Raw genomic sequence first — 23,359 nt, forward strand, 5'->3', positions numbered from 1 at the left:
CTCACGGGGAATCCACCATGTGCCGTGCTCCGTCACGGTAGATCAGGGCGTGATCGTCAGGGAGCAGCACCAGGGGGAAGTCGGCGTCGTAGGTCTCCACGACCTTGCCGATGACGGCGGCCGGATACGGCGCCAGGTTGCCGTCGGCGTGGGGAACGACGACGTCGTCGACAAGGCCCAGGCCGGTGAAGTCCTGCAGCTCCGGCACCTGGCGGGGATCATCCATCAGGCAGATCGGTTCGATGCTGGGACCGGCGACCACCGCCCCGGCGCTGGCGCCCATATAGGGCATCCCGCCCCGCACCGCCTCGAGGAGCACCTGATCTGCTCCCGAGGTGCGCAGTGCGTGCAGCAGCGCGAAAGTGTGCCCGCCGGCGAGGTAGAGGGCATCGACCTCCTCCAGGACGGCCTGGAAGTCAGCAGGACTCATCCGGCTGGTGGTCACGTCACGGAGTTCGTATCCCAGACGGTTGAGCTGGTCCCGCTCATCGGCGACGAACGCCTCACCCGCGAAGGGGGCGGCGGCGTCGTCGATATAGGCGATGCGCACCGGTGCGCCGGTATCGGGCAGGGACTCCTCGAGGAAGGCGGGTACCGCGCTGACACCGAGGGAGAGCAGAAGAATGTCCATGTCAGCACTCTACGCCCGAGGTGTGACATCCGGTGTGGACCGGCCGGAGACTGGGGACACCGGGGGTGGAACAGCCATGTCAGAGCCCCGCGATAGAGTCAGAACCGAGCCGCCGACCCGGGTCATGAAGGAGCACCGCAGGATGAGGGACAGCGAGTTCTTCGGCTACGTCACCGCAGTGGCGCCGGGGAAGGTGAACATGGGCCTGCGTGTGGGGCCGCAGCGTGAGGACGGCTACCACTCGGTGGCGACCCTCTACCTGGCGGTCTCGCTGCATGAGGAGGTCACCGCCTCCCCGAGGGATGATGGCGCGGTGACCGTCACCCTCTCGGAACGTTCGGCCTTCCGGGAGACCGAGTTCCGTGACCGGCGCACCGGGGAGGCCGTCACCGTGCCGGTGCCGGTGGATGAGAACAACCTCGCTCATCGGGCGGCGGTGCTGCTGCGGGAGAAGCTCGGCCACCGCGACGGCGTGGACCTGACCATCACCAAGAACGTGCCGATCGCCGGTGGCATGGGCGGCGGCTCCGCCGATGCGGCGGCGGCTCTGGTGGCTTGTTCGGCGCTGTGGGATGCCGGCTACTCCAAAGAGCAGCTGGCGGAGCTGGGGGCGGAGCTGGGGGCGGATGTGCCCTTCGCGATCTTCGGCGGTGCCGCCGTCGGGCAGGGGGTGGGGGATGAGCTCTCTCCGCTGCTGACCCGCGGTGAGCTGCATGTGGTGGTGGTGCCGGCCACCACGGGACTCTCCACCCCGGAGGTCTATGCGCGGCTGGATGCGCTGCGACAGGAGGCCGGCATCGTCGCCGAGACTCCGGAGCTGGACCAGGACCTCATCCGGGCGGTGTGCACCGGTGATGCCGAGTCTGTGGCGGTGCTGATGGCCAATGACATGCAGGCCCCGGCGGTGTCCATGCTCCCGGTGCTCGACGACATGATGGACGTCGGAATGGTGGAGGGCGCGCTGCAGGGTATGGTTTCCGGTTCCGGGCCGACGGTGATGTTCCTGACCCGCGATGCCGAGTCCGCCGCCGCGCTGGCCGGACGGTTGGAGGAACGGACCTCCGCCTGGGCGATTCCGGTGACGGGCCCGGCGCAGGGGGCGCGTCTGCTCACGCACCGTCCGGGGGAGTCTCCGGTGCGGGGCTGAATCTGCGGGTTGAACCTCTGGGGGTTTGAATCTGCGGAGCTGAACCTGTCAGGGCGTGGGCTGAGGGCCGCACGGTTCGGTGTGCGGGCCGTTCCTGCGATAAGTGTTAACCCATGGCACATCTGCTCGGAGCCGAAGGGCTCTCCATCACCTTCGGAACGCGCACCGTCCTGGACGAGGTCACCCTCGGCATCGACGCCGGTGATCGGATCGGCATCGTCGGGCGCAATGGGGACGGCAAATCCACGCTGATGCGGCTGCTGGCCAAGCGTGCCGAGCCGGACTCCGGCCGGGTGACCTGGCGCAATGACGTCAGCGTCGGGTTCCTGGACCAGTCCGATGTGCTCGACGGTGAGCACAGTGTGCGCCGGGCCGTGGTGGGTGAGGCGGCGGACCATGAGTGGGCCTCAGACCCCAAGATGCGCGACATCGCCGCCGGGCTGCTTGACGGCCTCGACTGGGAACGCCCGGTACGTGCGCTCTCCGGCGGCCAGCGGCGCCGGGTGGCACTGGCGCGGCTGCTGATGTCCGATGATGACGTGCTGATGCTCGATGAGCCCACCAACCACCTCGACGTCGAAGGCGTGGCCTGGCTGGCCGAGCATCTGAAACGGCGGTGGAGGGCCGACGACGGCGCGTTCCTGGTGGTCACCCACGACCGCTGGTTCCTCGATGAGGTCTGCACGCTGACCTGGGAGGTCCATGATGCGACGGTCGATGCCTTCGACGGCGGCTATGCCGCCTACACGCTGGCCCGGGCCGAGCGCGACCGTGCGGCTGCGGTGGAGGAGCAGAAGCGTCAGCAGCTGGTGAAGAAGGAGCTGGCCTGGCTGCGCCGGGGAGCTCCGGCGCGCACATCGAAGCCGAAGTTCCGCATCGATGCGGCCAACGCCCTCATCAACGATGTCCCGGCCCCGCGTGACACGCTGCGGCTGCAGAAGATGGCCACGGCCCGGCTGGGTAAGGATGTGCTCGACCTCGAAGACGTCTCGCTGACCGTTGACGTCGCCGACGTCGAGGCCGAAGTGCGCGATGAGAAGCTCATCTTCGATCACGTCACCTACCGGCTGGCCCCGGGCGAGCGGGTCGGCGTCGTCGGCGTCAACGGTGCCGGGAAATCGACGCTGCTGAAGCTGCTCGACGACCAGATCACCCCGGACTCCGGGCGGGTCAAACGGGGCAAGACGGTGCGTACGGCGATCCTCTCCCAGGAGGTCCATGAGCTGGAGTCCCGTGCCCACCGGCGGGTCCAGGAGGTGATGACGGAGGAGAAGTCGGTCTTCGACGTCGGAGGCCGGGAGATGAGCGCGGGCCAGCTGCTCGAGACTGTGGGGTTCCCGCGTTCGCGGCAGTGGACGCCGGTGGGTGATCTCTCCGGTGGCGAGCGGCGGCGGCTGCAGCTGCTGAAGCTGCTCACCGGGGAGCCGAATGTGCTGATGCTCGATGAGCCGACCAATGACCTCGACACTGACACCCTCGCTGCTGTCGAGGATCTGCTCGACGGCTGGCCGGGCACGCTCATCGTCGTCAGCCATGACCGTTATCTGCTGGAGCGGGTGACCGACCACCAGCTGGCGCTGCTCGGTGATGGCACGTTGCGGAACCTGCCCGGCGGCGTCGAGCAGTATCTGACGATCCGTGCTGGTCGTGAGGCGGCGCCGGGTCCGACGGGGAAGACGTATCATCGCGCTTCCGGTGCTGCGGGTGAGGCTGCGGCCGGAGCTGATCCCGGGCCGGCTGGGTCGGGGAGTGCGGCGCCGGAACGTGCCGGGGGAGTGCCGGCTCAGCCCGCGTCGGCTGCCGGTGGTGGGGCCAGTGAGGCCGAGAAGCGCCAGGCGCGCAAGCAGATGGACCGGGTGGAGAAGCAGATGCAGCGGCTGAGCGAGCGGCAGGCCGCGCTGCACGAGCAGATGGCTGAGGCGGGGCAGGCCGTCGATACTGAACGGCTCACCGCCCTGCAGTCGGAGCTGACCGAGGTCGACACGGAACTGGCCGAGCTGGAAGAGATCTGGCTCGAGGCCGGGGAGCTCGCCGACTCCTGACCTGCGCGGCTGTTCAGTGCCCCGCGTCGGTAGGCGCCACGCCCGCAGGCACCATACCCGCAGGCGCCACACCCTGAGCCGCCTACCGTGAGTCACCCGCCCCGAGCCGAGGCCGCCATCATCGATGGAGAGAAAATGACTGCGACACGCCGGGCGGGTAGACCAGATTCTCTCCCTCGATGAAGGGACCGCCTGAACCACTCATCGAGGGAGCAAAGTTGGTGGCGACACGCCGAGTTCCGGGACCAGATTCTCTCCCTCGAGGGGGTGGGTCAGCTGCGGAGGCGCAGTTGCCCCTGCACCAGTTGCCCCTGCACCAGTTGGACCTGCACCGCGAGGTGGTCCGAGGCGAAGGAGTTCTCCTCGTGTTCAGGGATATGCCGAGCAGTGCCGCCGTACTCCCGGAATCCGGCATCCTGCAGTGCGTCGTGATCGTCCGCCGCACCGCCGAGATGCTCAGCCGCACGGACCTCAAAGCCGTTGACGAACACGAAATCGATCCGGTCCCTCGGCTCATCACTGAGCGTGTGGATCTGCGACCACGTCAGCCCCGGTGACAGCACAGGATCCGGGTGCACGCTGCGGAACGCGTCGACGAAGCCAGCCTCCAGCATGCGCGCAGTCGCCGGCCACTGCGCGGCCGGACGCATCCCCCCGTTCCAATCCTGCGGGGAGGGAACATTGAAGTCCCCGGCGACGACGACGGCGGTCCCCTCGGGCAGCTCGGCCAGACGCTCGGCCGTGACCTCGAGGATCTTCTCCGCCTGCTCGTCCCGAAGCCGTTCACCCTCCTGCGCGAACACCGCCTCGGCCCCGCGCGGGAGTTCGTCGGCCCGGTACGGTCCGTAATCGGTGTGCTCCAAATGCACCGACCAGACCAGCACCGGAGCCTCGGGGGTCCACACCACCGCGGCTGTGGCGTAGGGTGCGGTGTCAGTGCTCAGCAGCTGCACCGGCCACCGGCTGAGGATCGCATTGTCGAAGTCCTGCTGAGCCACACTCAGTCCGAGCCGGCGCCCCAGCCGGGCGGCGGCATCACCCCAGCACTCCTGCAGGCACACCACGTCGGGACGTTCGGCCGCCAGCAGCTCGGCCTGCCGGTCGGCGCCTTCGTGCATCTTCTCTCCGCCGTACCAGAGGTTCCAGCTGAGCAGTCGCAGGGTTCTGGGCTGCTGCGAGTCGGTCATCTCGTCACCTCATCTTCACTCGTGACCTCGACGGCATCTTCTGCCGAATCGTCAGGCGGCATCATCAGCGCTGACCTCGGTCAGGCTCGCCAGGCGGTGCGGCCCACGCAGCGAGACGTCGGCACGCTCATTGACCCCGCACACCATCATGCCCGCCGACTCCGCCGCCGCGGAACCGGCTGGGGAATCCTCGAAAGCCGCACAGTCCTGCGGCGCGATCTGCAACCGCTCAGCCGCGGCCAAGTAGAGGTCCGGCGCCGGCTTGCCGTGGGGGACATCTTCGACAGTGCACACCGCACTCAGCCGCGGAAGGATCCCCAAGGCGCCCAGCATCGATTCCACATCCACCCGGCGTCCGTTGCTGGCTACGGCAACGGGCAGTCGGCAGGCCAACTCGGTGACCAGCTCCACCGCCCCGGGCATCGGCTCCACGCCCTCATGCAGCAGGGAGGAGTAGGTCGTGTTCAGCTCAGCGGTCAGGCGCGCCAGTCCGACGTCCTCGCGGGACCCCCCACCGTCCCCGGTCTGGGAACTCAGCAGCTGCCGAGCGGTGTCATGAGCGGTGAGCCCAGCGAACCGCTCCAGATCACCGCAGTCCAGCCCGCGGCGCAGATGCCATTGCTCCAGCATGCTCAGCCACACCGATTCCGAGTCCACGAGCACCCCGTCGCAGTCGAAGACCACCGCACGGACCCCTCGGATATCGGCTCCTGAACGCAGGTGCAGCACCACATCACCGGGGCCGCTCATGCAGCGGTCTCTGCTGCGGCGCGCGCCGGGACCACCAGCGCCGGGGCGTCGGTCAGATGCGGCGCCACCGTCGTACCGGGCACCAACTGACGGGCCTGGGAAGCGAAGACAGAGGCGATCAGCTCCGCGTTCCCGCCCTCGTCAGCCCCTCCGTCCACCTGCCGTGCCGCGCGGATGATCGTGCGCTCACCGGTGAAGACCTGGGACACCACGGTGTAGGCGCCATCCTGCTGTGGACGCAGGTCCAGATCCTCCGGGCGGACGAAGATCCGATCTGCGTCAGAGTCAGCGCCGTCGGACCGGACCTCTGTGACCGGCCCTCGGGTGAACCCACGCGGCACCGTCAGCTCACTGATGCTGCCGACGAACCGAGCGACGAACTCCGTCGCCGGGCGCTGATAGACCGTCTGCGGTGCGTCGAGCTGCTCGATCACCCCGCCGTTGAGCACGGCCACACGGTCAGCCACAGCCAGGGCCTCCTCCTGATCGTGGGTGACGAACAGTGTGGTGATCCCCAGCTGCTGCTGCAGCCGCCGGATCTCATCGCGGATCTGGGAGCGCACGATGGCGTCCAGCGCCGAGAGTGGTTCATCGAGCAGCAGCACCGAGGGCTCCACCGCCAAGGCCCGGGCCAGGGCCACACGCTGCTGCTGACCGCCGGAGAGCTGGTGGGGGAAACGGTCGGCCAGATGCGCCAGCCCGCACATCTCCAGCAGCTCCCCAGCCCGCCGTGCCCGGTATTCGCGCCGCACCCGCCGGATGCGCAGACCGTACTCCACGTTGTCCTGCACGCTGAGATTCGGGAACAGGCTGTAGGCCTGGAAGACCATGCCGATCTCCCGGCGGTTCGGTGAGACGGCAGTGACGTCCTCACCGGAGATGAGCACCCGTCCGGCAGTCGGCTTCTCGAATCCGGCGAGGATGCGCAGTGCCGTGGTCTTCCCGCAGCCCGAGGGCCCGAGCACGGTGACCAGCTCCCCGGCGCTGAGCTCGAGGTGCAGGTCATCCAGCACCGTGGTGGGGCCGAAGGACTTGGTGACATGGTCGAAGACGACGCTGTTGCTGCGTGCAGTCATCGGTGATTCCTCACTGTGGTGGTCGGAAGCTGGAGATGCTGGAGGTGCCGGAGATCCTGGAGGTGGCCGGCGTCGGACGCGTACTCACTGCATCTCATGCGGGCTCCTGGGTCTTCGCCGCCCCGCGGGAGGCCGAGAGCGTGGCGATGAGCATCAACGCCCAGGTCACCAGGTTCAGAAGCACGGCGATGGCGATCGAGGCGCGGAAGTCGGTGGAGGAGACGGTGTAGAGCCACACCGGCACGGTCTGCTGGTTCAGCGTGGCGGCCACGGTGAACTCCCCGAAGCACAGGGCGGTGGCGAAGAACACCGAGAACAGCACCGAACCGCGCACATTGGGCAGCACGACCCGCCAGATGGTCCCCCAGATCGAAGAGCCCAGGATGGAAGAGCCCTCCACCATCGCTTTCAGCGGGATGGTGCGCAGCCCGGCGTCGACGGAGCGGAAGGTGAACGGCAGGCACAGCACCACGTAGGTGCCCACCAGGATCAGCGGCAGATCCGAGCTCTGCAGCGCCTGGCTGATCTGGTTCGGCACGGAGCCGCGGCCCTGCTGGGCGCCCCAGCGCAGCAGGGCCACCAGCCCGGCGGCCAAAGCGATAGGCGGGACCACCAGCGGCAGAGTGCACAGGATCTCCAATACGGTGCGCAGCCGTGGGGCCCACAGATGGATGGCGACGACGGCGGGCACCAGCACCGCCACCAGGGTGACGATGGTGACCAGGGAGATCAGCAGAGTCCTGGTCATCGCGCGGATCAGGCTGGCGTCCTCGGTGAGCACCGAGTAGGCGCCCAGTGAGAAGGTTCCGCCGGGGAAGGTGGCGTAGATGATCGAGCAGAGCACCGGCACCGTCACGTAGACGGCGACGGCGATGACCGGCAGCCAGCGGCCCTGACCCAAGGCACGGGAGAGGGAGAAGCCGGGGCGCTGGCTGGGGCTCGGGGCGCTCTGCCCGGTGTCCGGGATGTCCCCAGCGTCTTCGGGCTGTCCAGGCTGACCAGCCTGCCCGGCCTGCCCGGCCTGTCCAGCCTGCTCGGACTCGGATGAGGTCGTGTTCACTGCAGCCACTTCGCGCTCCTTCTCTGCAGTCGGCTGAACAGGAACAGGGTGGCCACCGCGATGACGACCATCGTCACGCCTAGGGCCATCGCCGTGGACTCACCGCCGCCACCGGTCCCGGAGCTCAGCTGCGAGGCGATGGTCAGCGGAATCAGCTGGAACCCGCCCGAGCCCATCAGCACCGCCGCGGAGGCGTGGGTGGCATAGGCCGAACCGAAGAGCAGGATCCATCCGCCGATCAGCGACGGCAGGGCTACCGGCAGTCCCACCCGGCGCCAGAACGTCCACGCGGAGCCGCCGAGCGCGGTGTTCGCCTCCGTCCACTCCTTGCGCAGCCCGACGAAGGTCGGCAGGGTGACCATGATCATCGTGGGGATCAGGAAGTACTGGTACATCACGACCAGGCCCTGCCAGGAGTAGAGCGTGAACCCGGTGTCACCGAGGTTGAGCATCACGTAGACCAGCCCGGTATTCCCCAGCGTCACGATGAAGGAGAAGGCCAGCGGGGCGCCGCCGTCGTTGGCCAGCACGGAGGAGAACACCGCGACCACAGAGTCCAGACGCTTCGAGCGGATCTGGGAGATGCACAGTGCGGTGACGGCTCCGACGACGGCGGCGATCAGCGATCCCACCAGGGAGACCAGCACCGAGTTCGTCAGCGCCCGGGCGTGGGCGCCTGCGAGGCCGGAGAAGTTCTCCACGCCGAGAGTGGAGCCGCCGTCGCCGTCGTCCACGGTGAACGCGATCATCGTCATACCGAACAGCGGCAGCAGGAAGAACAGCGTGATGATCAGTCCCAGCGGGGCGATGGCCAAAGCTGCCGGAGACCGCAGGGCGCGGCCGACCCCGCCCCACCGGCGGCGGCTCAGCAGCGGAGCCGAACCGCCGCCGGAGGAGGGGGCTCGCGCAGTCAGCGCAGCGGGCTGCTGGGTCACTGCAGCGCCTCGGACCACTCAGCTTCTACGACCTCCTGGTTGGCCTCGCGCTGGTCCAGGTCCGGCATCTCAGCCTCGATGGCCTCGGTGCCGCCGGGCAGCGCGTCCAGGGCCTCCTGGTTCACAGTGTCCTGATCGATCATCGCCTCGAGGCGGACCGGGGTCACGTACCCCTCCAGCAGCAGGTTCTGGCCTTCGTCGGAGAACAGGAACTCGTAGAACAGCCGTGCCACCGCCGGATGCGGGGCATCCTCATTGATGGAGGCGGCGTAGAAGGAGGAGACCGCGCCGTCCTCGGGGATGGTGATCTCCAGGTCGATGTCGGCGTCCTCGGCGAGGTCATCGGCGATCGGCTGGAGGTTGAAGTCCCACTCGATGATGATGGGCGTCTCACCGGTCTCGATCGTGCCGGCGGAGGCCTCGACGGGCAGGAAGTTGCCGACCTCGTCGAGCTCGTCGAAGAATTCGATGCCGGGGCTGATGTCATCCAGGCTGCCCCCGTTGGCCAGGGCGGCGGCGTGGACGATCATGAAGCCGGTCTCCCCGGTGGTGGGGTCCGAGGGGATGGCGACCTGCCCGGAGTAGTCACCGGTGAGCAGGTCCTCGAAGGAGGTGGGGCAGTCGTCGATGCGGGAGGTGTCACAGCCGATGGCCATCGTGCCGCCGAGGTGGTTGATCCAGGTGCCGTTCTCGCCGATGTACTCCTCGTCGATGTCATCGATGGTCTCGGGAGCGTATTCGGCCAGCAGCTCGTCCTCGTCGGCGTCCTGGGCGAAGCTCATCCCGGTGTCCAGGTAGTCCAGGGAGTCGTCCTGGCCCTGACGGTTGACCACGGCATTGATGAGGTCCTGAGAGGCGCCGGTGGAGGTGTCGTTGTTGATCTCGATGTCGTACTTCTCGGAGAAGGCCTCCAGCAGTCCGCCGTAGTTGGCCCAGTCGTCGTAGAGGCCCATGGCGTTGAACTGGCCCTCTTCCTGGGCGTCTTCGATGAGCTGGTCCATGCCGCCGCCGTCTTCGACGGAGGTGGCCTCGCGCCAGTTCTGGGAGGCGTCGGATTCACCGTCGCCGCCGCAGGCGGTCACGGTCAGGGCGAGCGCGGTCAGGGTGCCGGCCGTCAGGGTCAGGCGGGTGCTGTTCACGGTCTGGGTCCTTCGCAGTTGAGGGGCGAGTGGTCTGGCTCATGCAGACAACACCTATCCTCACTAGTGAACTACTGTTGGTCAAGCGTCAGATCACTAGTGAAGGTGAAGTTTCGGTGAACAGCTGTGGCCGCGGTGCCTGGGCTCGACTGCGACGTCGGCGGGTGTCGGCTAAGGTGAGCGGAACTGAGGAGAACGGAGGACCGATGACTGAGCAGGGGGTCGAGCAGCAGGCCGAGGAGGCGCCGTCGACCAGGGGTTTCGCGTTCGCGCAGATCGCTCAGGCGCTGCGCGAGGACATCGCCTCCGGGCAGTTCGCCGTCGGGGAGTCGATTCCCTCCGAGCGGCTGCTCAGTCAGCGTTTCGACGTCTCGCCGGGGACTGTGCGCGTGGCTCTGAACGAGCTGCTCAGCGAGGGCATCATCGACGGTTCCCGAGGGCGGCCGAAGAAGGTGGTGCGCCTGCCGAAGCGGCAGTCGCCGTTCAGTGAGTTCCACTCCTTCGCCCAGTGGGCGCTGCGCGAAGGCCGTGACCCGGGCGGGTTGGTGCTGGAGAGCCGGTGGAAGATCGCCTCGGAGCTCGACGTCGCGCTGCTGCAGGTGCCTGCCGGCCGGCGCATCCTCAGCATCACGCGGCTGCGCACCCTCGACGGTGAGAACGTCATGCTGGAGCGCACGCACTACCCGGAGTGGCTCGGCGAGATCATCGAATCCCTGCCCGACGACGCGCGCTCGGTGACCGCCGTGCTGGCGGAGCGGTTCGATGTCCGGTTCGCCCACGCTGAGCATATGTTCGGTGCGGAGAACGCCGCGGCTGCCGATGCCGCGCAGCTGGGCGTTGCCGAGGGCACCGCGCTGCTGACTCACCGCCGAGTCTCCCGCGACGCCGCCGGCCGTGAGCTGGAGTGGTCCACGGACCGGTACATCGCAGGGAAGATCATGCTCTCTGTGGGGAACTCCTGGCACTCCAACCCGCTGCAGTGGGCGCTGCCGGAGAGCCCCTGAGTGCCGCGGAGTGAGCGCCCGAGCGGTCTGAGCCTGCCGGGTGGTCAGGTGGGCCCGTGCCACCCCGTCATCGAAGGAGAGAAATTTGCCGCGACATGCCGATCTGGGGCACGAGTTTCTCTCCCTCGATGAGGTGGCGGGGTGCCCGGCTCGGAGCGGCCCCGGCTAGACTGAGCCACCGTGGGTGATGTCTTCGCAGGGCGCTATGAGCTCGTCGACCCGCTCGGTGAGGGCGGAGTCGGCACCGTGTGGCGTGCCTGGGACCGACGACGGCGGCACTACTGCGCGGTGAAGGTGCTGCGGCAGGTCGATGCCGCCTCACTGCTGCGGTTCATCCGCGAACAGAGCCTGCGCCTGGAACACCCGCACGTCCTCACCCCCACCGGCTGGGCGGGGGAGGACGACAAGGTCCTCTTCGCGATGCCGATGGTCCGGGGAGGCTCAGTGGCCACGCTGGTCGGGGATTTCGGCCCATTGCCGGCACCGCTGACCGCCGTGCTGCTGGACCAGCTGCTCAGCGCATTGGAGTCTATCCATTCCGAAGGAGTGGTCCACCGCGACGTCAAGCCCGCGAACCTGCTGCTCGACGCCACAGGCGCGGCCGCTCCGCATCTGTGGCTGGGAGATTTCGGTATCGCCGCCGGGGTCGATGAGCCCCGGCTCACCCAGGGGCCCTATGCGCTCGGTACGCCCGGGTACCTCGCCCCGGAGGTCCGTCAGCATGGCTGGCATCCGGACCCTCGTGCAGATCTGTTCTCCGCGGGAATGAGCGCTGTGGAGATGCTCACCGGCACAGCCCCGGAGGCGGAGCTCGACGTCGACGAGGCGCTGCGCACCGCCCCACGGGCTGAACCCGTACCTGATGAGCTGCACCGGCTCGTGACGGCGTTGGCGGAGCCCAGCCTCAGCGCGCGGATCGGTTCGGCAGCTGAGGCGAGACGGCAGCTGGCGGCGACGGGACTGCTCACTGCGCCCTCAGAGCAGTGGCCGGGCCAGAGGCCAGGGGATGTGGAGGCCGAGGAGTACGCCTTCGGGGAAGTTGAGTTCTTCGATCACATCCCGGAGCTGCCCGAGGGCTGGACCGACCACGGTCCCGCTGAGCGGGGAGCACCCGAACAGGGATCGCCTGAGCAAGGATCATCTGAGCAGAGTCCGGCAGGTCAGGAGCCGGCAGGTCAGGAGCCGGCAGGCCAGGAATCGGCGGGTCAGGCGTCAGCCGATCAAGGTCCAGCAGGTGCACCGCAGGGTTCGCCGACCGAGAACCGCTCGGTCCAGGCGTCGCCGACGTCGTACCTGCCCGCCGCGCAGGGTTCTTACCGCGACACTTCCAGCCCCCACACCCCGATGCCGCACCCCCTGCCCCGGTACGGGCCGCCACCGGCGGCGCCGCCAGTGTCATCTCCACCGCCGGCCTCTGCCCCGGTGCCCCTGTCGTCGTCGCCACCGTCTCCGTCGTCAGCGTCTGCGCAGAGCTCCGCCGTCTCCTCGGTCTCTGGGGGAGGGGCTTCTGCGGCGGGGGTCTCACGGCCGGTGCTTGTGGGTCTTGCCGTGCTCTGCACTCTGGCGGGTCTGAGCCTGCTGGCCGTGATGGTCTGGCTCATCCTCTGACCCAGCCCGTGCCACAGAGCCCCGCCGATCAGGGATTCGGACGCCGCCGGGCCAGGAAGAACAGCACGCCACCGGTGACCACCAGCACAGCGCCCAGCGTGCCGATGAGCGCGATGACGGCTGGGTGCTGCGTGAACTCACCGACCCGGTTGGAGCCCGGCCCAGCCTCCGCCCCCGGCTGCTCCGGCACTGCCGGTTCCTCATCGTCCGGGTACTGCGGGGCGCCCTCCCCGGCCTCACCGAAGGTGTCCAGCGTCAGCAGGGTTTCGACCTCCAGGTCCTCGTGGTCCGCCGCGGTGGGAAGGCTGAGCACCAGGTAATGCTCTCCGGCCACGGAGCTGCCGGAGGGGGTGGTCTCCTCGCGCTGGTTCCACTGGACCTCGGCGGTGGAGACCTGGGTGTCGGTGGGGAAACTGGTGCTCAGGTACCCGGCCCTTGAGTCCAGCCGCCCATACAGCGGGTCCAGCACGGCCAGGTGGATGCGCTCCAGAGCCTGCCAGGCGTCGTAGTCCTCCTCGGTCGGCTCGGAGACGTAGGCCTCGGCCTGGAGGCGCTGCCCCCAGTCCAGGGGTACGCGGAAGACCCGTGTCTGCCCGGGGGAGAGCGTGACTCGGTAGGTCTGCGCCGGATTGAGTGCTGTGGCATCGGCGAAGGAGGCCCCGCCGGAGATCGTCTCAGCATCAGCGGTGTCCCGGCCGATGTCTGTCCACTCCGGAGCCTCCGGCTCAGCGGCCGGCAGGTCATCGAGGTTCTCCGGGAGCGGTTCGTCGAAGACGACGATCTCCAGCGGCCGTCCTGCCGACTGACTCTGACTGTTCTGCGCGCCGGGCTGCAGCTCCACGGTGAGGACGAGCTCTTCGGCCTCCTTGCAGGACTCCGAGGACTCGCCGGGCTCGGTCACCAGGTGTGCTGAGGAGATTGAACCAGCGGTGGTGGTGGCGCTGGGCGAGAAGCTGGTGGAGCCGCAGGATGCGCCGTCCCAGGTGCTCAGCCCGGCCCGGATCAGATCGGCGTCCTCGTCGGCGTCGGGGGAGTAGCGGGTCAGCAGCCCCACATGAAGCGAGGAATCGGCATGTTCACGCGGAATGCGGTAGTGCAGTGTGCCTTCGATCAGTGCGTCCAGGTACCGGCCGTCGACGGCGAGTTCGGCGGCGTCGCCGGGTGTGGAGCCTCCGCTGACGTCGTCACCGGAGAAAGAGAACCCGTCAGGGTCTGCGCCGTCGGCCGTGGGCGATTCCTCGGTGTCCTCCGGAGTCTCGGCTGCGACAGCCGGTGCGGCGGTGCTCGGCAGGGCCAGCGCGGCGCCGAGCATCAGTGCCGTCCACCCTGTGCGCCCCTGACGTCTCCGCCTCATCCTCGTGCCTTTCCTGCGCGGTGTGCCCCGCGCATGGTCCTTACTGGAAGCAGTCTAGCGTCCGGCGTCGTTCGGCCGAACGGCGGCACCTGATCGGGGTCGGTCGGGGTCGGTCGGGGTCGGTCGGCATCGTGGAGTGACTCCGGTAGAATTCGCGGGAGTGAATCGCGGATGCGAATCGAGCGGATGCTGCCCTGTCAGACGGCTCCGTGGAGATTCCCCTCGTCCTTTGCAGTCCAGAACACCCCCAGGAGGAACGATGTCGGTGGAGGAGAACATCGCGGCCCAGCGCCGCGCCTACGGTGAGCCGCTGTCCGAGATCTTCGGGCGGTTCCGCACCGCATTCGGTCTCAACCAGGCGGGACTGGCCGGTGTCCTGGGACTCTCGGCGCCGATGCTCTCTCAGCTCAACAGCGGTCAGCGGGTGAAGATCGGCAATCCTGCGGTGCTCCAGCGTGTCCAGTCCCTCAGCGAACTGGCTGAGCAGGTGGCCGAGGGTGCGGTGGATCAGCATGAGGTGGCCTCCCGCCTCGAGGAGATCCGTAACACCAGCGGACAGTTCACCCGCAGCACCTCCACGGCGTTGAGCTCCGGCGGTGACGATGCCGTCGTCCTCGGTGTACGCAACCTGCTCCGTGCCGTCTCCTCCGGTGCCGAGCTCAGCCGCGCCGCCGATCAGCTGGAGGCTGAGCATCCGGCGCTGGCTGAAGTGCTGCGTCTCTATGGCACCGGGCCGATGGGCCCAGCCTCTGCGCACTACGCCCGGCATCGCGATCTGTTCTGACCCGCCTGACCTGGCCTGCCTGACCTGCTCTGGCCTGCCTGATCCGCTCTGACCCGCGTGGAGTCAGTCTGGCAAGACAGAAGATCCCGTACAGATAAAAGACTGCGGGTGGGGAGTGCCCCGTTCATCGCGCTCCCCACCCGCAGCCAGCCTGTTCTCCGCCGCCTCGGCTCGGGCCCTGCGTTCAGGATCCCAGTGCAGTCAGGTCCACGGCCTGTGCAGAACCTGGCTCAGGCGTGAGAGGCCCAGGGGTCGTCCTCAAGCCGGTCCCGGGAGTCCCCGCCGAGACCTTCCCGGGGGTCCTCCTCGCCGTCCTGCTCCTCGCCAGCCTCGTCGTCCTCGTCACCCTTGTCCTCCGCGGTCTCATCGCGCTCTGAGCTGCCGGGGATGCCCAGGCCTTCCTCGAGCTCTTCCTCCTCGATACCTTCGTCTTCGAACCAGTCATCGGTCTGGCCGTTGCGCTCGGCGGTGTCAAGCACCCAGCTGGGAATCTCGATGGGGTCGATCTCGTCGAACTCCGAGTACTCCGCGGAGATGGACATCGCATCGGAGCCCCAGACGGTGTCCGATTCCACGCTGAAGTCGAAGGTGGTCATGTGCATGGTCTCGGCGTCGAAGACCGCCTCCACCTCGACGGAGGTATCCGCCTGACGGTAGCCGTCCCAGCTCATGCTGAAGGTCTCCGCGAAGGCGTCGAACACCTCCCGATCATTTCCGGAGTAGCGCACGGTGACCTGTGGGGAGTTCCCGGTGCCGGTCTGGGAGATGTCGAGGTCGTCTTCGATGCTCTCCAGGTCAGCCAGGACGCTGCGGTAGCTGCTGCCCTCGCCCTCGGAGGCGAGGTCGCCGGTGGGCAGCTCGTACCAACCCAGGGCGTTGTTGTTGCCGAAGGCACGCTCGCCGTCGGCGTAGAACTGGAAGGATTCGTATTCGCCGTCGCCGGTAGCGGACATGTAGTAGTGGCCGTCGCTGAAGTCCGTGGCACCCTTGCCGGTCATGGTGGCCTGGTAGTGGTGGCTGCGGTATTCAGCGTCGATGTCGAGGTCCATGGAGAGATCGCTGTGCAGGCTCTCCAACTCCTCACCGGCCTCGACCGCCTCGGCCAGGATGCTGTCCTCGGTGGTGTGCTCCTCGGTGGTGTGCTCCTCGGTGGCCGAATCGTCAGTGATCGGTGGGGCGTCCTTGGCCAGGGCCGCGGGGCTGCAGATGGCGGCGCCGAGCAGGGTGGCGGTGGACAGGGCAGTGATGGTGGTCATCCGTCGCATGGTGATGCTCCTGAGGTCGTTTCTGGTGTGTAGGTATTTGTTGAAGTGCTTGTTGAGGTGCTGCGGGTCATGCTGTCTAAGGGGTCTCGGCTCATGGACCGGTGGTTTCGCCGTTGGCTTCGTCGCGCACCTCCTGGGGGATCTCAATGGGCCCGATCTCGTTGAATTCGGAGTACGCGAGCTCGACGCCGAGTAGTGGTGTCGCGTCAGTGGACGGCTCGACGGAGGGTTCCGTCGACGGCTCGGCAGAGGAGTCAGCGAAGGGCGATTCCTCGTCGCCCGGTGTTCCCATGACGCTCGGTGAGTGCAGTTCCCAGGAGAAGCTGAGGTCGGTCAGGTACATGGTCTCGGTGTCGACCTCAGCCTCGAGGGTCATCGTGGTCTGCTCGGGGGAGGTGCCGTCCAGGCTCAGGTTGAAAGGAGTCTTGAGGGCGTCGAAGACTCCGGAATCGTGGCCGGAGTAGGTGATGGTGGCGGTGTCGTCCTCGTGGCTGATCTCGATCTCGCTGTCGAGCTCATCGTCGCCGTCGAGTGCGCCCAGCTCTCCCAGCGCGGTGACCACGTTGCTGTAGGAGGTGTCCTCTCCGCCGCCGGCATCTCCGTAGGTCTCGTACCAGCCGCGGCCGTTCTCGTTGGAGTAGAGGCCGGTGTCATCGAAGTAGATCTCGATGTCGGAGGTGGTGCGGGACTCAGTGCCAGATTCGGCACCAGACTCGGTGACGGTGTAGTGGCCGTCAGAGAAGTCTGCTGCGCCCTCGCCGATCAGGGTGACCCCGGACTGGGTGGTTCCCGAGCCGGTGGTGAAGGTGATCTCTGAGGCCAGATCTTCGATCTGCTCGGCGGAGTCTTCCACTGCGGTGAGCAGTTCTTCGGCTGTCTCGTGGCTCGACTGCGGCTCCGTGCTCGGCGCGGTCTCGGTGGCGTTGGCGAGGAACCCGGTGCACCCGCTGGTGCCGAGCAGAGCGGCGGTGGCTGCTGTGGTGAGCATCAGGGTGGTGGTGCGGCGTCGCATGGTCTGTGATCCTTACTCGTCGTCGGGGAGTGGATGCCCTTCAGTAACTTAGCAATTGCAAATCTAGTGATTTGCGATCGGGAACGCAACCCATGGCGGAAAATTTTTTCACACGCCCACCCGACGGGGCTCGCGACCAGCCCCGCACAGCGCAAAGCCCACATGCCCTGGAGCAGCGGAATCGCTGGTCCAGGGCATGTGGGCAGATATGACAGGGCCTGCGGCGGCCCTCGGGTGCTTCTCTATCTCAGAAGCAGCGCCTCAGTCTTCCTCAGTGCTCTGCAGATCAGGGAAGAGGAGCTCCTCCCCTGAAGGACGCTGAGGCTCACCCTCACCGGCTTCACCGAAGGTGTCCACAGTCAGGGCGAACGGTATGGCGAAGGAATCGCCGTCTTCAGACTCATCGGCGGCCAGCACGAGGTAGTAGTGGCCGTCGAGGGAGGTGTTGGCCACCTCGCTGGTGACATTATTGGCATCTCGGTTGTTCCACCGCACCTCCGGGGTCGTCACCTGGTATTCGACCGACGAGGTGCTCGGGAAGTACCCGACGTTCGAACCGATCACGCCACGCAGTGGAGACATCGCGGTCAGCCCGATCGAGCCGACGCTTCCCACGCGCTCACGCAGCTCACCCTGGGGCTCCTCGAAGTAGGCTTCGGCCTGCAGCCGCTCGCCCCATTGCACCGGGACTTGGAAGACCAGGGTCTCCCCGGGCAGGATGTCTCCGTCGTAGGTGATGCCGGGTTCGAGCGGGGTCGCATCATTGAACGACGAGCCGCCCACCACCGGTTCCGCACCATCCGTCTCGCGGTCCATATCCTGCCAGGGCTCGGTCCTGAAGTCGGTTTCTTCGGGGAGGTCCTGGGCGTTCTCAGCCTCCGGCTCCTCAGCGATCAGCAGCTCGAAGGCCTGGCCGACACTGTCGAGCTCGCTGTTCATCTCATCGTAGAACTCGACGACGAGGATCAGCTCCTCGTCATCGGTGCAGGGGTCCTCATCAAGTGAGGAGTCGGGGACGGTGACGGCCTGCGCGGTACGCAGGAAGTTACGGGTGGAGTAGGACTCGCCCAGCATCCGGCCCTCGCTGCAGCGCTCGCCGTCCTCGGTCTCTAAGCGTATGCGTGCGAAGTCCGAGTTCTCGGGGTCGTTCTTCGTGGTCAGCCCCACGTGCAGGGAAGAACGGTCCATCTCGCGCGGAATCCGGTAGTGCAGGGGCTCTGCGGTGAATTCATCCACGTACTGTGACCCGGCCTGAAGCGTCGGTGCATCGGAGGCGTCCTCTGCGCCGTTGACGTGATCGCCGGAGAGCGTGAACGGCTGGAAGGCGCGCTGCGAGACCCGCTCCAGGGCGCGGTCCAAGGAGTCGGCGTCTGCGGCGTCGTAGTACTCGCCGTCTCCTGCCGCGGCGATGCACTGCAGTTCGGCGCGTGCCTCATCCTCGACTTCGTAGCCCACCGTGTGGATCGTCAGGTCTATCCCTTGGGACGCCAGGGTCTCGGCGACTTCGCAGGGGTCCGGTTCGCAGTTGGATTCACCGTCGGAGACCAGCACGATCGTGCGCCGGCCCTCCTGGCCGAGATCCTCTCCGGCCTGCTCCAGCGCGTGGCCCAGCGGGGTGCGCCCGCCCACCGCCTCATAGGAGTCGATGGCCTCGCCCAGGGCATCCCCGTTGCCGCTCTCGATCGGGACGACGAGCTCAGAGTCCTCGCAGGCGCCCTGGCCTTCGGGGTCGGTGACCTCAGAGGAGAAGATGCGCAGTCCGACCTCATCCTGCTCTCCCAGGCCCTCGACCACGCTGTGCAGCGCCTCGCGGGCGGCCTCGATGCGGGTGGTGCCTCCGGCGTCGGATTCCTCCATGGAGCCGGAGGCGTCCATGACCATCAGCAGCTGGGAATCCTCCAGATCGGCCGAGGCCTGCTGTCCCTCGGGGGAGTCAGCGTTGTCTGTGGTGTCAGGTTCCTCGTTGCCAGGGTCCTCGTTGTCGGGGTCCTCGGCATCCTCGGTGTCGTCTTCGGTGTCATCGGCATCGGAGTCTTCGTCGTCGCTCGATTCAGCCTCGTCGTCCGGTTCGTTGTCCTTGGAGGCTTCTTCCTCCTCGGTGTTGCTGTCGTCTTCACCGTCGCTGTGACCGTCGTCGTCCCCGTCGTCCGACTGCTCGGCGGCCTCCTGCTGCGCCTGGTCCTCGTCGGACTCCGTGCCGTCGTCGCTGTCCTGCGGAAGGCAGCCTGCGGTGAAGGCTGTCAGCGTGGCGATGAGTCCGAGCGCGAGCGCTCGATGCCGCGGTGCAGCGGGCCGCTCAGGGTGTTCAAGGATGCTCCGGTCCATAGTGTGCTCCTTCGCAGTGCTGGGCCCGTGCATGCGGCACGTGGTTCACCAAGTGTTTGCATGCGCAACTCTAAGCGGATTGCAATAGCAAGCACAAGGGGTGTCGGGCCCGCACCGCTGTGCCAGCCGCGAGCCTGTGCGTCGACTTGAGCGACGGGGCCATCCCGAGAGTGTGGGGCAACACACGGTTCTTCTGCGGCCTTGCGTGGAGGCGTATTCGTGACGCTCTCTGCACTCGGTACGTATGTTCCGGAGATTCTCTGTCAGGTTGTTCTGATCTTGTTGTTCGGCCCTTTCTCTGAATGACCTGGGGCCATGGGTCCGGGAGCGAGGAGCTGGCCGCTGTCGATCGACTCCTCCACGAGGTCTGCCGCGGTGACTCGGCGTAGATGATCTGTGTACCGAAGCCGGTCGGGGTCCCGGCGGAATGCGCGACCGACTGGACCCCACTACCGGCCGCAGGAGTTCCCTCTAAGGTCGGGGTCGTAGGTCCAAATCCTGTCAGCCCGACCGAGGGGATTCATCCGGTCAACTCCCCGACGAGCGTGTAAAGCCCTGGCGTAGCCTGCGCCAAGGAGGCTGTGCGTGCGGCATAGTCGGCCGCGGCGGGATCAGCCTGTGTGGCCTTGACGGCCGCACCACTTTCCCAGCGCGCAATATTGATGACTCTGTTTTTCTCGAGGCTGGCCAACAGTGTGACCGAGATGAAACCGGGCCGCTTAGAAATGACCTTTTCGGTGCCCTCGATCAGGAGATCGATGACTTCCTGCTGCTTGCCGGGATTGACATCGATGACATTGACGAACGTGACGGGTCCGGACATGGTCTGTCTCTCCTTCGTTCTGCGTTGATGACCCGCCCCATGGTCGGGGTGGATCGGAGCATTCGCTCTGCAAGAGAGACGACGTCGCACTGTGGAGTGTCAGATGGCCCCTACCAGCTCTGTGCGATCTGACGATTTATGGAGGTGCTTCGTCACCACTTCGGACGCAGACAGCGGCCTAGCAGTGCCGTAGAGGGGACGAGGAGTGGCGTTGAACCAATCGAGACAGAGATGCGCGCAGGAAACTGGGCGGTTGACGCGATGGCTGGACGAGCGCATGAGCATTGCGCAGGTCGCTCAGTCGTTACGTCGTAGTGCGGTTCCTGATCACTGGTCATTGTTCTTCGGGCAGATCGCCGTAGCTAGTTTCGTCATCTGTTCACTCTCCGGAATCTTCGTGATGTTCTTCTACGAGCCTTCGACAGCTCCGGTGACCTATGAGGGTTCCTACGCAGGGCTCCGGGGAATCGAGATGTCACGTGCGCTGGAGTCGACAGTGCATCTCTCGTTCGAGGTTCGTGGTGGACTGTTGATGCGGCAACTGCATCATTGGAGTGCATCCGTCATGATCGCAGCAGTCATGATGCATCTACTCCGGATCTTCTTCACCGGAGCGTTTCGTAAACCTCGGGAGCTGACGTGGTTGTTGTGGTTCGGCATTCTCCTGGTAGCAATGAGTGCTGGATTGGCCGGTCACATCCTCCCCGACGACTCGCTCTCAGGAACAAGTCTTTTGGTCATGGATGGTCTGCTTAAAGGTATCCCTATCATCGGTACATGGCTCTCATCTATGGTGTTCCAGGGACGTTTCCCGACCGGTGTCATCGACACGTTCTATCCGCTGCACACGATAATCCTACCTGCGATCATCGTCGTGTTTATGATTGCGATCGGACTGTTGAATCTGCGGTACAGGTCGGCCCATTTCCGAGGCCCTGGCCGTACTGAGAGCAACATCGTCGGACGGCCGTTTACCGTGACGCTGGTCAAGAGCTTCGGTTTGTTCTGCATCGTGTTCGGCGTGTTGTTCGTCATGGCGGCGGTGGCCCAGGTGAACCCGGTATGGACGTATGGGTCAGCGGACCCTTCTGTCGCTTCCGCTGGAGGCGCAGCGTTGTGGTACTTAGCCTTCCTCGACGGCGCACAACGGCTCGTCCCGCCCGGTTGGGAGTTTGTGCTGTTCGATCATTCCTGGACTCCTGCGATCGTCGTCCCGCTCGCAGTGGGCGGCCTATTCTTCCTGACGGCGATGATCTATCCGTTCATCGAGCGTTGGATCACGGGTGATGACGCTGAACATCAACGGCTCGTCCGGCCTCGCACTACTCCTACTCGTACAGGGATCGGCGTGGCAGGAATGGTGTTCTACGGAGTACTGTGGATCGCCGCCGGGAGTGATGTGATGGCATTCTATTTCTCGCTGAGCAACGAGAATCTGATACTCATCTTACAAATTTTCCTGATTTTGGGGCCTGTTCTCGGGTTCACGTTGACCAAGCGCATCTGCCTCAGCTTGCAGTTCAAAGATCGCGACATTGCCATGAATGGTTTCGAGACCGGCAGAATCCTGTGCTCTCCCGATGGAGAATTCACCGAAGTCCACCGCTCTGCTGACGCTTACCAGCTGTGGACACTGACTGACTATGAGTACTACGAGCCGTTCATTCCTCGGCCCGACGAACGCGGGCGTATCGGATTGAAGGACCGCCTTCGTGCCCGGCTTTCGCGCTGGTTCTTCGAAGACCGGGTCGTTCCACCACGCGTGAGTGAGGTGGCTGATCCTCCTGCCGATATATCTGCCTCAACGAAGCAGGACGAGCAGGAGTAACCGGATGTGAAGCCTTCGATACGCCATAGTTGCTGTCCCTCGATACTTCGTGCGGACTCACACTGAGGGGGACTGTCTCGTCATCTGCTGTATGAGAGATGCTGCGAGAGAGGGACGAGGCAACGGGAGCGGGCGAGCGCAGGCAGGAGGAATGGTGAGCGATCATATGATGTCGAGCGAAGCTGAACCGCCACAGTTGACTGACGCAATCAGAGAGCGAAGCGTCTTATTGGGTCTCAGCTATCGGCTCCTTGGTTCTATTGCCGATGCCGAAGACGCCGTGCAAGAGACCTATATTCGCTGGTACCGCCTGACCGAGCAGCAACGCCGAGATGTCAACCACCCCCGCGCGTGGCTGATCAAGACTGCCAGCCGGATTGGTCTTGACATGCTGAAGTCGGCACGGGTGCGCCGCGAGCACTACGTCGGTGAGTGGCTGCCCGAACCTCTCCCCGCGGCAGACCGATGGAGCAGCCAACACGCAGAACTCATGACCGACCCTATTGAGAGGGTGACCTTAGATGACTCTGTCTCGATGGCTGTTCTCGTGGTGCTGGAGGCGATGACTCCAGCTGAACGTGTCGCATTCATCCTGCACGACGTGTTCCAGTACACCTTCCCTGAGGTTTCCGAAATCCTCGGACGCACACCAGCGGCATGCCGCCAACTTGCTTCTTCTGCGAGGCGTCGTGTCCGCGATGAACAGCGGAGCCCCGTACCAGCATCTGCACATCTGGCCGCAGTCCAGTCCTTCAAGGCCGCATGGCAGACCGGCGACCTTGCTGCCCTGATCCAGGTGCTTGATTCGGATGCGACCGCGATTACCGACGGGGGAGGGCTCGTATCGGCTGCTCACGAAGCCCTCCATGGCTCGGAAGCTATCGCACGTTTCCTCATCGACGTTCATGAGCGACAACCTGACCTGACTCTTGACGAAACCCTTGTGGGTGGAGAACCCGGCGTCATTGCTACGGACGCCGACAATCGCACTTTGGCGGTGCTGGCCGTTTCTGTGTCCACCCCTGGCACGATCAGCCGGGTCTGGGCTATCCGCAACCCTGAGAAGCTTGGGGCCTGGGCCTAGCCTTGACCCTCATGGCACTCGGCGTGAGGCACAACGGATCAGGGCTTCGGGAAAAGGGCGTGCTGCGAAGCGTGCTGAGGACGTACCGCCTGCCCATCGACCACGTGATGTGAAGTCGAGGTGCAAGACGTGCGAAGATGAGCGCCGTAGCTCCCGCGCGCCGCGCAGGAGCGCTCCGCCCTGGTGTAATGGCAGCACGCCGGCCTTTGGAGCCGTGCAGTATAGGTTCGAATCCTATGGGCGGAACTCTTGTGATGTCCCCCGTCATCGTTCACACGATGACGGGGGACATTTCTCTTTTCTGA

At 66.0% G+C, this 23,359-nt stretch carries 19 protein-coding genes and 1 tRNA gene; 8 read left to right on the top strand and 12 right to left on the bottom strand.

Annotated features, from left to right (window positions below; all coding sequences use genetic code 11):
* Nucleotide 1: 1 nt before the first annotated feature.
* Nucleotides 2-631 carry a Type 1 glutamine amidotransferase-like domain-containing protein gene (locus RIL96_RS11350; protein WP_310549136.1) on the bottom strand — a complete coding sequence of 210 codons (630 nt, stop codon included), beginning with the start codon at nucleotides 629-631 and terminating at the stop codon, nucleotides 2-4.
* A gap of 142 nt (nucleotides 632-773) precedes the next feature.
* Between RIL96_RS11350 and RIL96_RS11355 the strand changes: the two genes are divergently transcribed.
* Nucleotides 774-1,778, top strand: a complete 1,005-nt coding sequence (locus tag RIL96_RS11355; protein ID WP_310549137.1) for a 4-(cytidine 5'-diphospho)-2-C-methyl-D-erythritol kinase — start codon at nucleotides 774-776, stop codon at nucleotides 1,776-1,778.
* A 113-nt stretch (nucleotides 1,779-1,891) separates the two neighbouring features.
* On the top strand, nucleotides 1,892-3,820 hold the full coding sequence (locus RIL96_RS11360; protein WP_310549138.1) for an ABC-F family ATP-binding cassette domain-containing protein: 1,929 nt from the start codon (nucleotides 1,892-1,894) through the stop codon (nucleotides 3,818-3,820).
* A 272-nt stretch (nucleotides 3,821-4,092) separates the two neighbouring features.
* Here the strand turns inward: RIL96_RS11360 and RIL96_RS11365 are convergent, their stop codons facing one another.
* From RIL96_RS11365 to RIL96_RS11390, 6 genes are all read right to left on the bottom strand, one after another.
* Entirely contained in the window at nucleotides 4,093-5,007 is a 915-nt protein-coding gene (locus tag RIL96_RS11365; protein WP_310549139.1) for an endonuclease/exonuclease/phosphatase family protein, read from the bottom strand.
* A gap of 51 nt (nucleotides 5,008-5,058) precedes the next feature.
* Nucleotides 5,059-5,757, bottom strand: a complete 699-nt coding sequence (locus RIL96_RS11370) for an HAD family hydrolase (RefSeq protein ID WP_310549140.1) — start codon at nucleotides 5,755-5,757, stop codon at nucleotides 5,059-5,061.
* Entirely contained in the window at nucleotides 5,754-6,833 is a 1,080-nt protein-coding gene (locus RIL96_RS11375) for an ABC transporter ATP-binding protein (protein ID WP_310549141.1), read from the bottom strand. The genes RIL96_RS11370 and RIL96_RS11375 overlap by 4 nt, the downstream gene beginning before the upstream one ends.
* A gap of 94 nt (nucleotides 6,834-6,927) precedes the next feature.
* A complete protein-coding gene (locus RIL96_RS11380; protein WP_310549142.1) occupies nucleotides 6,928-7,902 on the bottom strand; it encodes an ABC transporter permease in 975 nt (324 codons plus the stop codon).
* A complete protein-coding gene (locus RIL96_RS11385) occupies nucleotides 7,890-8,828 on the bottom strand; it encodes an ABC transporter permease (protein ID WP_310549143.1) in 939 nt (312 codons plus the stop codon). The genes RIL96_RS11380 and RIL96_RS11385 overlap by 13 nt, the downstream gene beginning before the upstream one ends.
* Nucleotides 8,825-9,967: an ABC transporter substrate-binding protein gene (locus tag RIL96_RS11390; protein WP_310549144.1), complete on the bottom strand. Its 1,143-nt coding sequence runs from the start codon at nucleotides 9,965-9,967 to the stop codon at nucleotides 8,825-8,827. Before RIL96_RS11390 ends, RIL96_RS11385 begins: the two co-directional genes overlap by 4 nt.
* A 206-nt stretch (nucleotides 9,968-10,173) precedes the next feature.
* Between RIL96_RS11390 and RIL96_RS11395 the strand changes: the two genes are divergently transcribed.
* Both RIL96_RS11395 and RIL96_RS11400 read left to right on the top strand, forming a co-directional pair.
* Nucleotides 10,174-10,971: a GntR family transcriptional regulator gene (locus RIL96_RS11395; protein WP_310549145.1), complete on the top strand. Its 798-nt coding sequence runs from the start codon at nucleotides 10,174-10,176 to the stop codon at nucleotides 10,969-10,971.
* Between the two features lie 180 nt (nucleotides 10,972-11,151).
* Nucleotides 11,152-12,579: a serine/threonine-protein kinase gene (locus RIL96_RS11400; protein WP_310549146.1), complete on the top strand. Its 1,428-nt coding sequence runs from the start codon at nucleotides 11,152-11,154 to the stop codon at nucleotides 12,577-12,579.
* A 28-nt stretch (nucleotides 12,580-12,607) separates the two neighbouring features.
* Here the strand turns inward: RIL96_RS11400 and RIL96_RS11405 are convergent, their stop codons facing one another.
* Nucleotides 12,608-13,933 carry a hypothetical protein gene (locus RIL96_RS11405; RefSeq protein WP_310549147.1) on the bottom strand — a complete coding sequence of 442 codons (1,326 nt, stop codon included), beginning with the start codon at nucleotides 13,931-13,933 and terminating at the stop codon, nucleotides 12,608-12,610.
* A gap of 259 nt (nucleotides 13,934-14,192) precedes the next feature.
* Between RIL96_RS11405 and RIL96_RS11410 the strand changes: the two genes are divergently transcribed.
* Complete coding sequence (locus tag RIL96_RS11410) at nucleotides 14,193-14,717, top strand: DNA-binding protein (protein ID WP_310549148.1); 525 nt, start codon at nucleotides 14,193-14,195, stop codon at nucleotides 14,715-14,717.
* A gap of 230 nt (nucleotides 14,718-14,947) precedes the next feature.
* On the opposite strand, the gene RIL96_RS11415 is transcribed toward RIL96_RS11410, so the two are convergent.
* The 4 genes from RIL96_RS11415 to RIL96_RS11430 all read right to left on the bottom strand — a co-directional run bounded on the left by RIL96_RS11415 (nucleotide 14,948) and on the right by RIL96_RS11430 (nucleotide 20,142).
* Nucleotides 14,948-15,973, bottom strand: coding sequence for a DUF6612 family protein (locus RIL96_RS11415; RefSeq protein WP_310549149.1), 1,026 nt, complete (start codon nucleotides 15,971-15,973; stop codon nucleotides 14,948-14,950).
* A gap of 100 nt (nucleotides 15,974-16,073) precedes the next feature.
* Entirely contained in the window at nucleotides 16,074-16,994 is a 921-nt protein-coding gene (locus tag RIL96_RS11420) for a hypothetical protein (RefSeq protein WP_310549150.1), read from the bottom strand.
* A 261-nt stretch (nucleotides 16,995-17,255) separates the two neighbouring features.
* The gene (locus RIL96_RS11425) at nucleotides 17,256-19,319 is read right to left on the bottom strand and encodes a vWA domain-containing protein (RefSeq protein ID WP_310549151.1); all 2,064 of its coding nucleotides are present in this window, start codon (nucleotides 19,317-19,319) and stop codon (nucleotides 17,256-17,258) included.
* Nucleotides 19,320-19,839: 520 nt separating this feature from the next.
* Nucleotides 19,840-20,142 carry an antibiotic biosynthesis monooxygenase family protein gene (locus RIL96_RS11430; RefSeq protein WP_310549152.1) on the bottom strand — a complete coding sequence of 101 codons (303 nt, stop codon included), beginning with the start codon at nucleotides 20,140-20,142 and terminating at the stop codon, nucleotides 19,840-19,842.
* Nucleotides 20,143-20,347: 205 nt separating this feature from the next.
* Between RIL96_RS11430 and qcrB the strand changes: the two genes are divergently transcribed.
* From qcrB to RIL96_RS11445, 3 genes are all read left to right on the top strand, one after another.
* Nucleotides 20,348-21,970, top strand: coding sequence for a cytochrome bc1 complex cytochrome b subunit (gene qcrB / locus RIL96_RS11435; RefSeq protein ID WP_445482785.1), 1,623 nt, complete (start codon nucleotides 20,348-20,350; stop codon nucleotides 21,968-21,970).
* 154 nt (nucleotides 21,971-22,124) lie between these two features.
* Complete coding sequence (gene sigJ / locus RIL96_RS11440; RefSeq protein ID WP_310549154.1) at nucleotides 22,125-23,054, top strand: RNA polymerase sigma factor SigJ; 930 nt, start codon at nucleotides 22,125-22,127, stop codon at nucleotides 23,052-23,054.
* Nucleotides 23,055-23,228: 174 nt separating this feature from the next.
* Nucleotides 23,229-23,300, top strand: a tRNA-Gln gene (locus RIL96_RS11445).
* Nucleotides 23,301-23,359: the final 59 nt, after the last annotated feature.

Source organism: Nesterenkonia aerolata, assembly GCF_031470965.1.
Classification (GTDB): domain Bacteria; phylum Actinomycetota; class Actinomycetes; order Actinomycetales; family Micrococcaceae; genus Nesterenkonia; species Nesterenkonia aerolata.

Excerpts from the sequence above, each read along its gene's own strand:
- RIL96_RS11395 (WP_310549145.1), top strand. The coding sequence starts at position 10,174 with ATGACTGAGCAGGGGGTCGAGCAGCAGGCCGAGGAGGCGCCGTCGACC.
- RIL96_RS11375 (WP_310549141.1), bottom strand. The coding sequence starts at position 6,833 with ATGACTGCACGCAGCAACAGCGTCGTCTTCGACCATGTCACCAAGTCC.
- RIL96_RS11415 (WP_310549149.1), bottom strand. The coding sequence starts at position 15,973 with ATGACCACCATCACTGCCCTGTCCACCGCCACCCTGCTCGGCGCCGCC.
- RIL96_RS11365 (WP_310549139.1), bottom strand. The coding sequence starts at position 5,007 with ATGACCGACTCGCAGCAGCCCAGAACCCTGCGACTGCTCAGCTGGAAC.
- RIL96_RS11425 (WP_310549151.1), bottom strand. The coding sequence starts at position 19,319 with ATGGACCGGAGCATCCTTGAACACCCTGAGCGGCCCGCTGCACCGCGG.
- RIL96_RS11350 (WP_310549136.1), bottom strand. The coding sequence starts at position 631 with ATGGACATTCTTCTGCTCTCCCTCGGTGTCAGCGCGGTACCCGCCTTC.
- RIL96_RS11405 (WP_310549147.1), bottom strand. The coding sequence starts at position 13,933 with ATGAGGCGGAGACGTCAGGGGCGCACAGGGTGGACGGCACTGATGCTC.
- RIL96_RS11370 (WP_310549140.1), bottom strand. The coding sequence starts at position 5,757 with ATGAGCGGCCCCGGTGATGTGGTGCTGCACCTGCGTTCAGGAGCCGAT.
- RIL96_RS11410 (WP_310549148.1), top strand. The coding sequence starts at position 14,193 with ATGTCGGTGGAGGAGAACATCGCGGCCCAGCGCCGCGCCTACGGTGAG.
- RIL96_RS11420 (WP_310549150.1), bottom strand. The coding sequence starts at position 16,994 with ATGCGACGCCGCACCACCACCCTGATGCTCACCACAGCAGCCACCGCC.
- RIL96_RS11430 (WP_310549152.1), bottom strand. The coding sequence starts at position 20,142 with ATGTCCGGACCCGTCACGTTCGTCAATGTCATCGATGTCAATCCCGGC.
- RIL96_RS11355 (WP_310549137.1), top strand. The coding sequence starts at position 774 with ATGAGGGACAGCGAGTTCTTCGGCTACGTCACCGCAGTGGCGCCGGGG.
- RIL96_RS11360 (WP_310549138.1), top strand. The coding sequence starts at position 1,892 with ATGGCACATCTGCTCGGAGCCGAAGGGCTCTCCATCACCTTCGGAACG.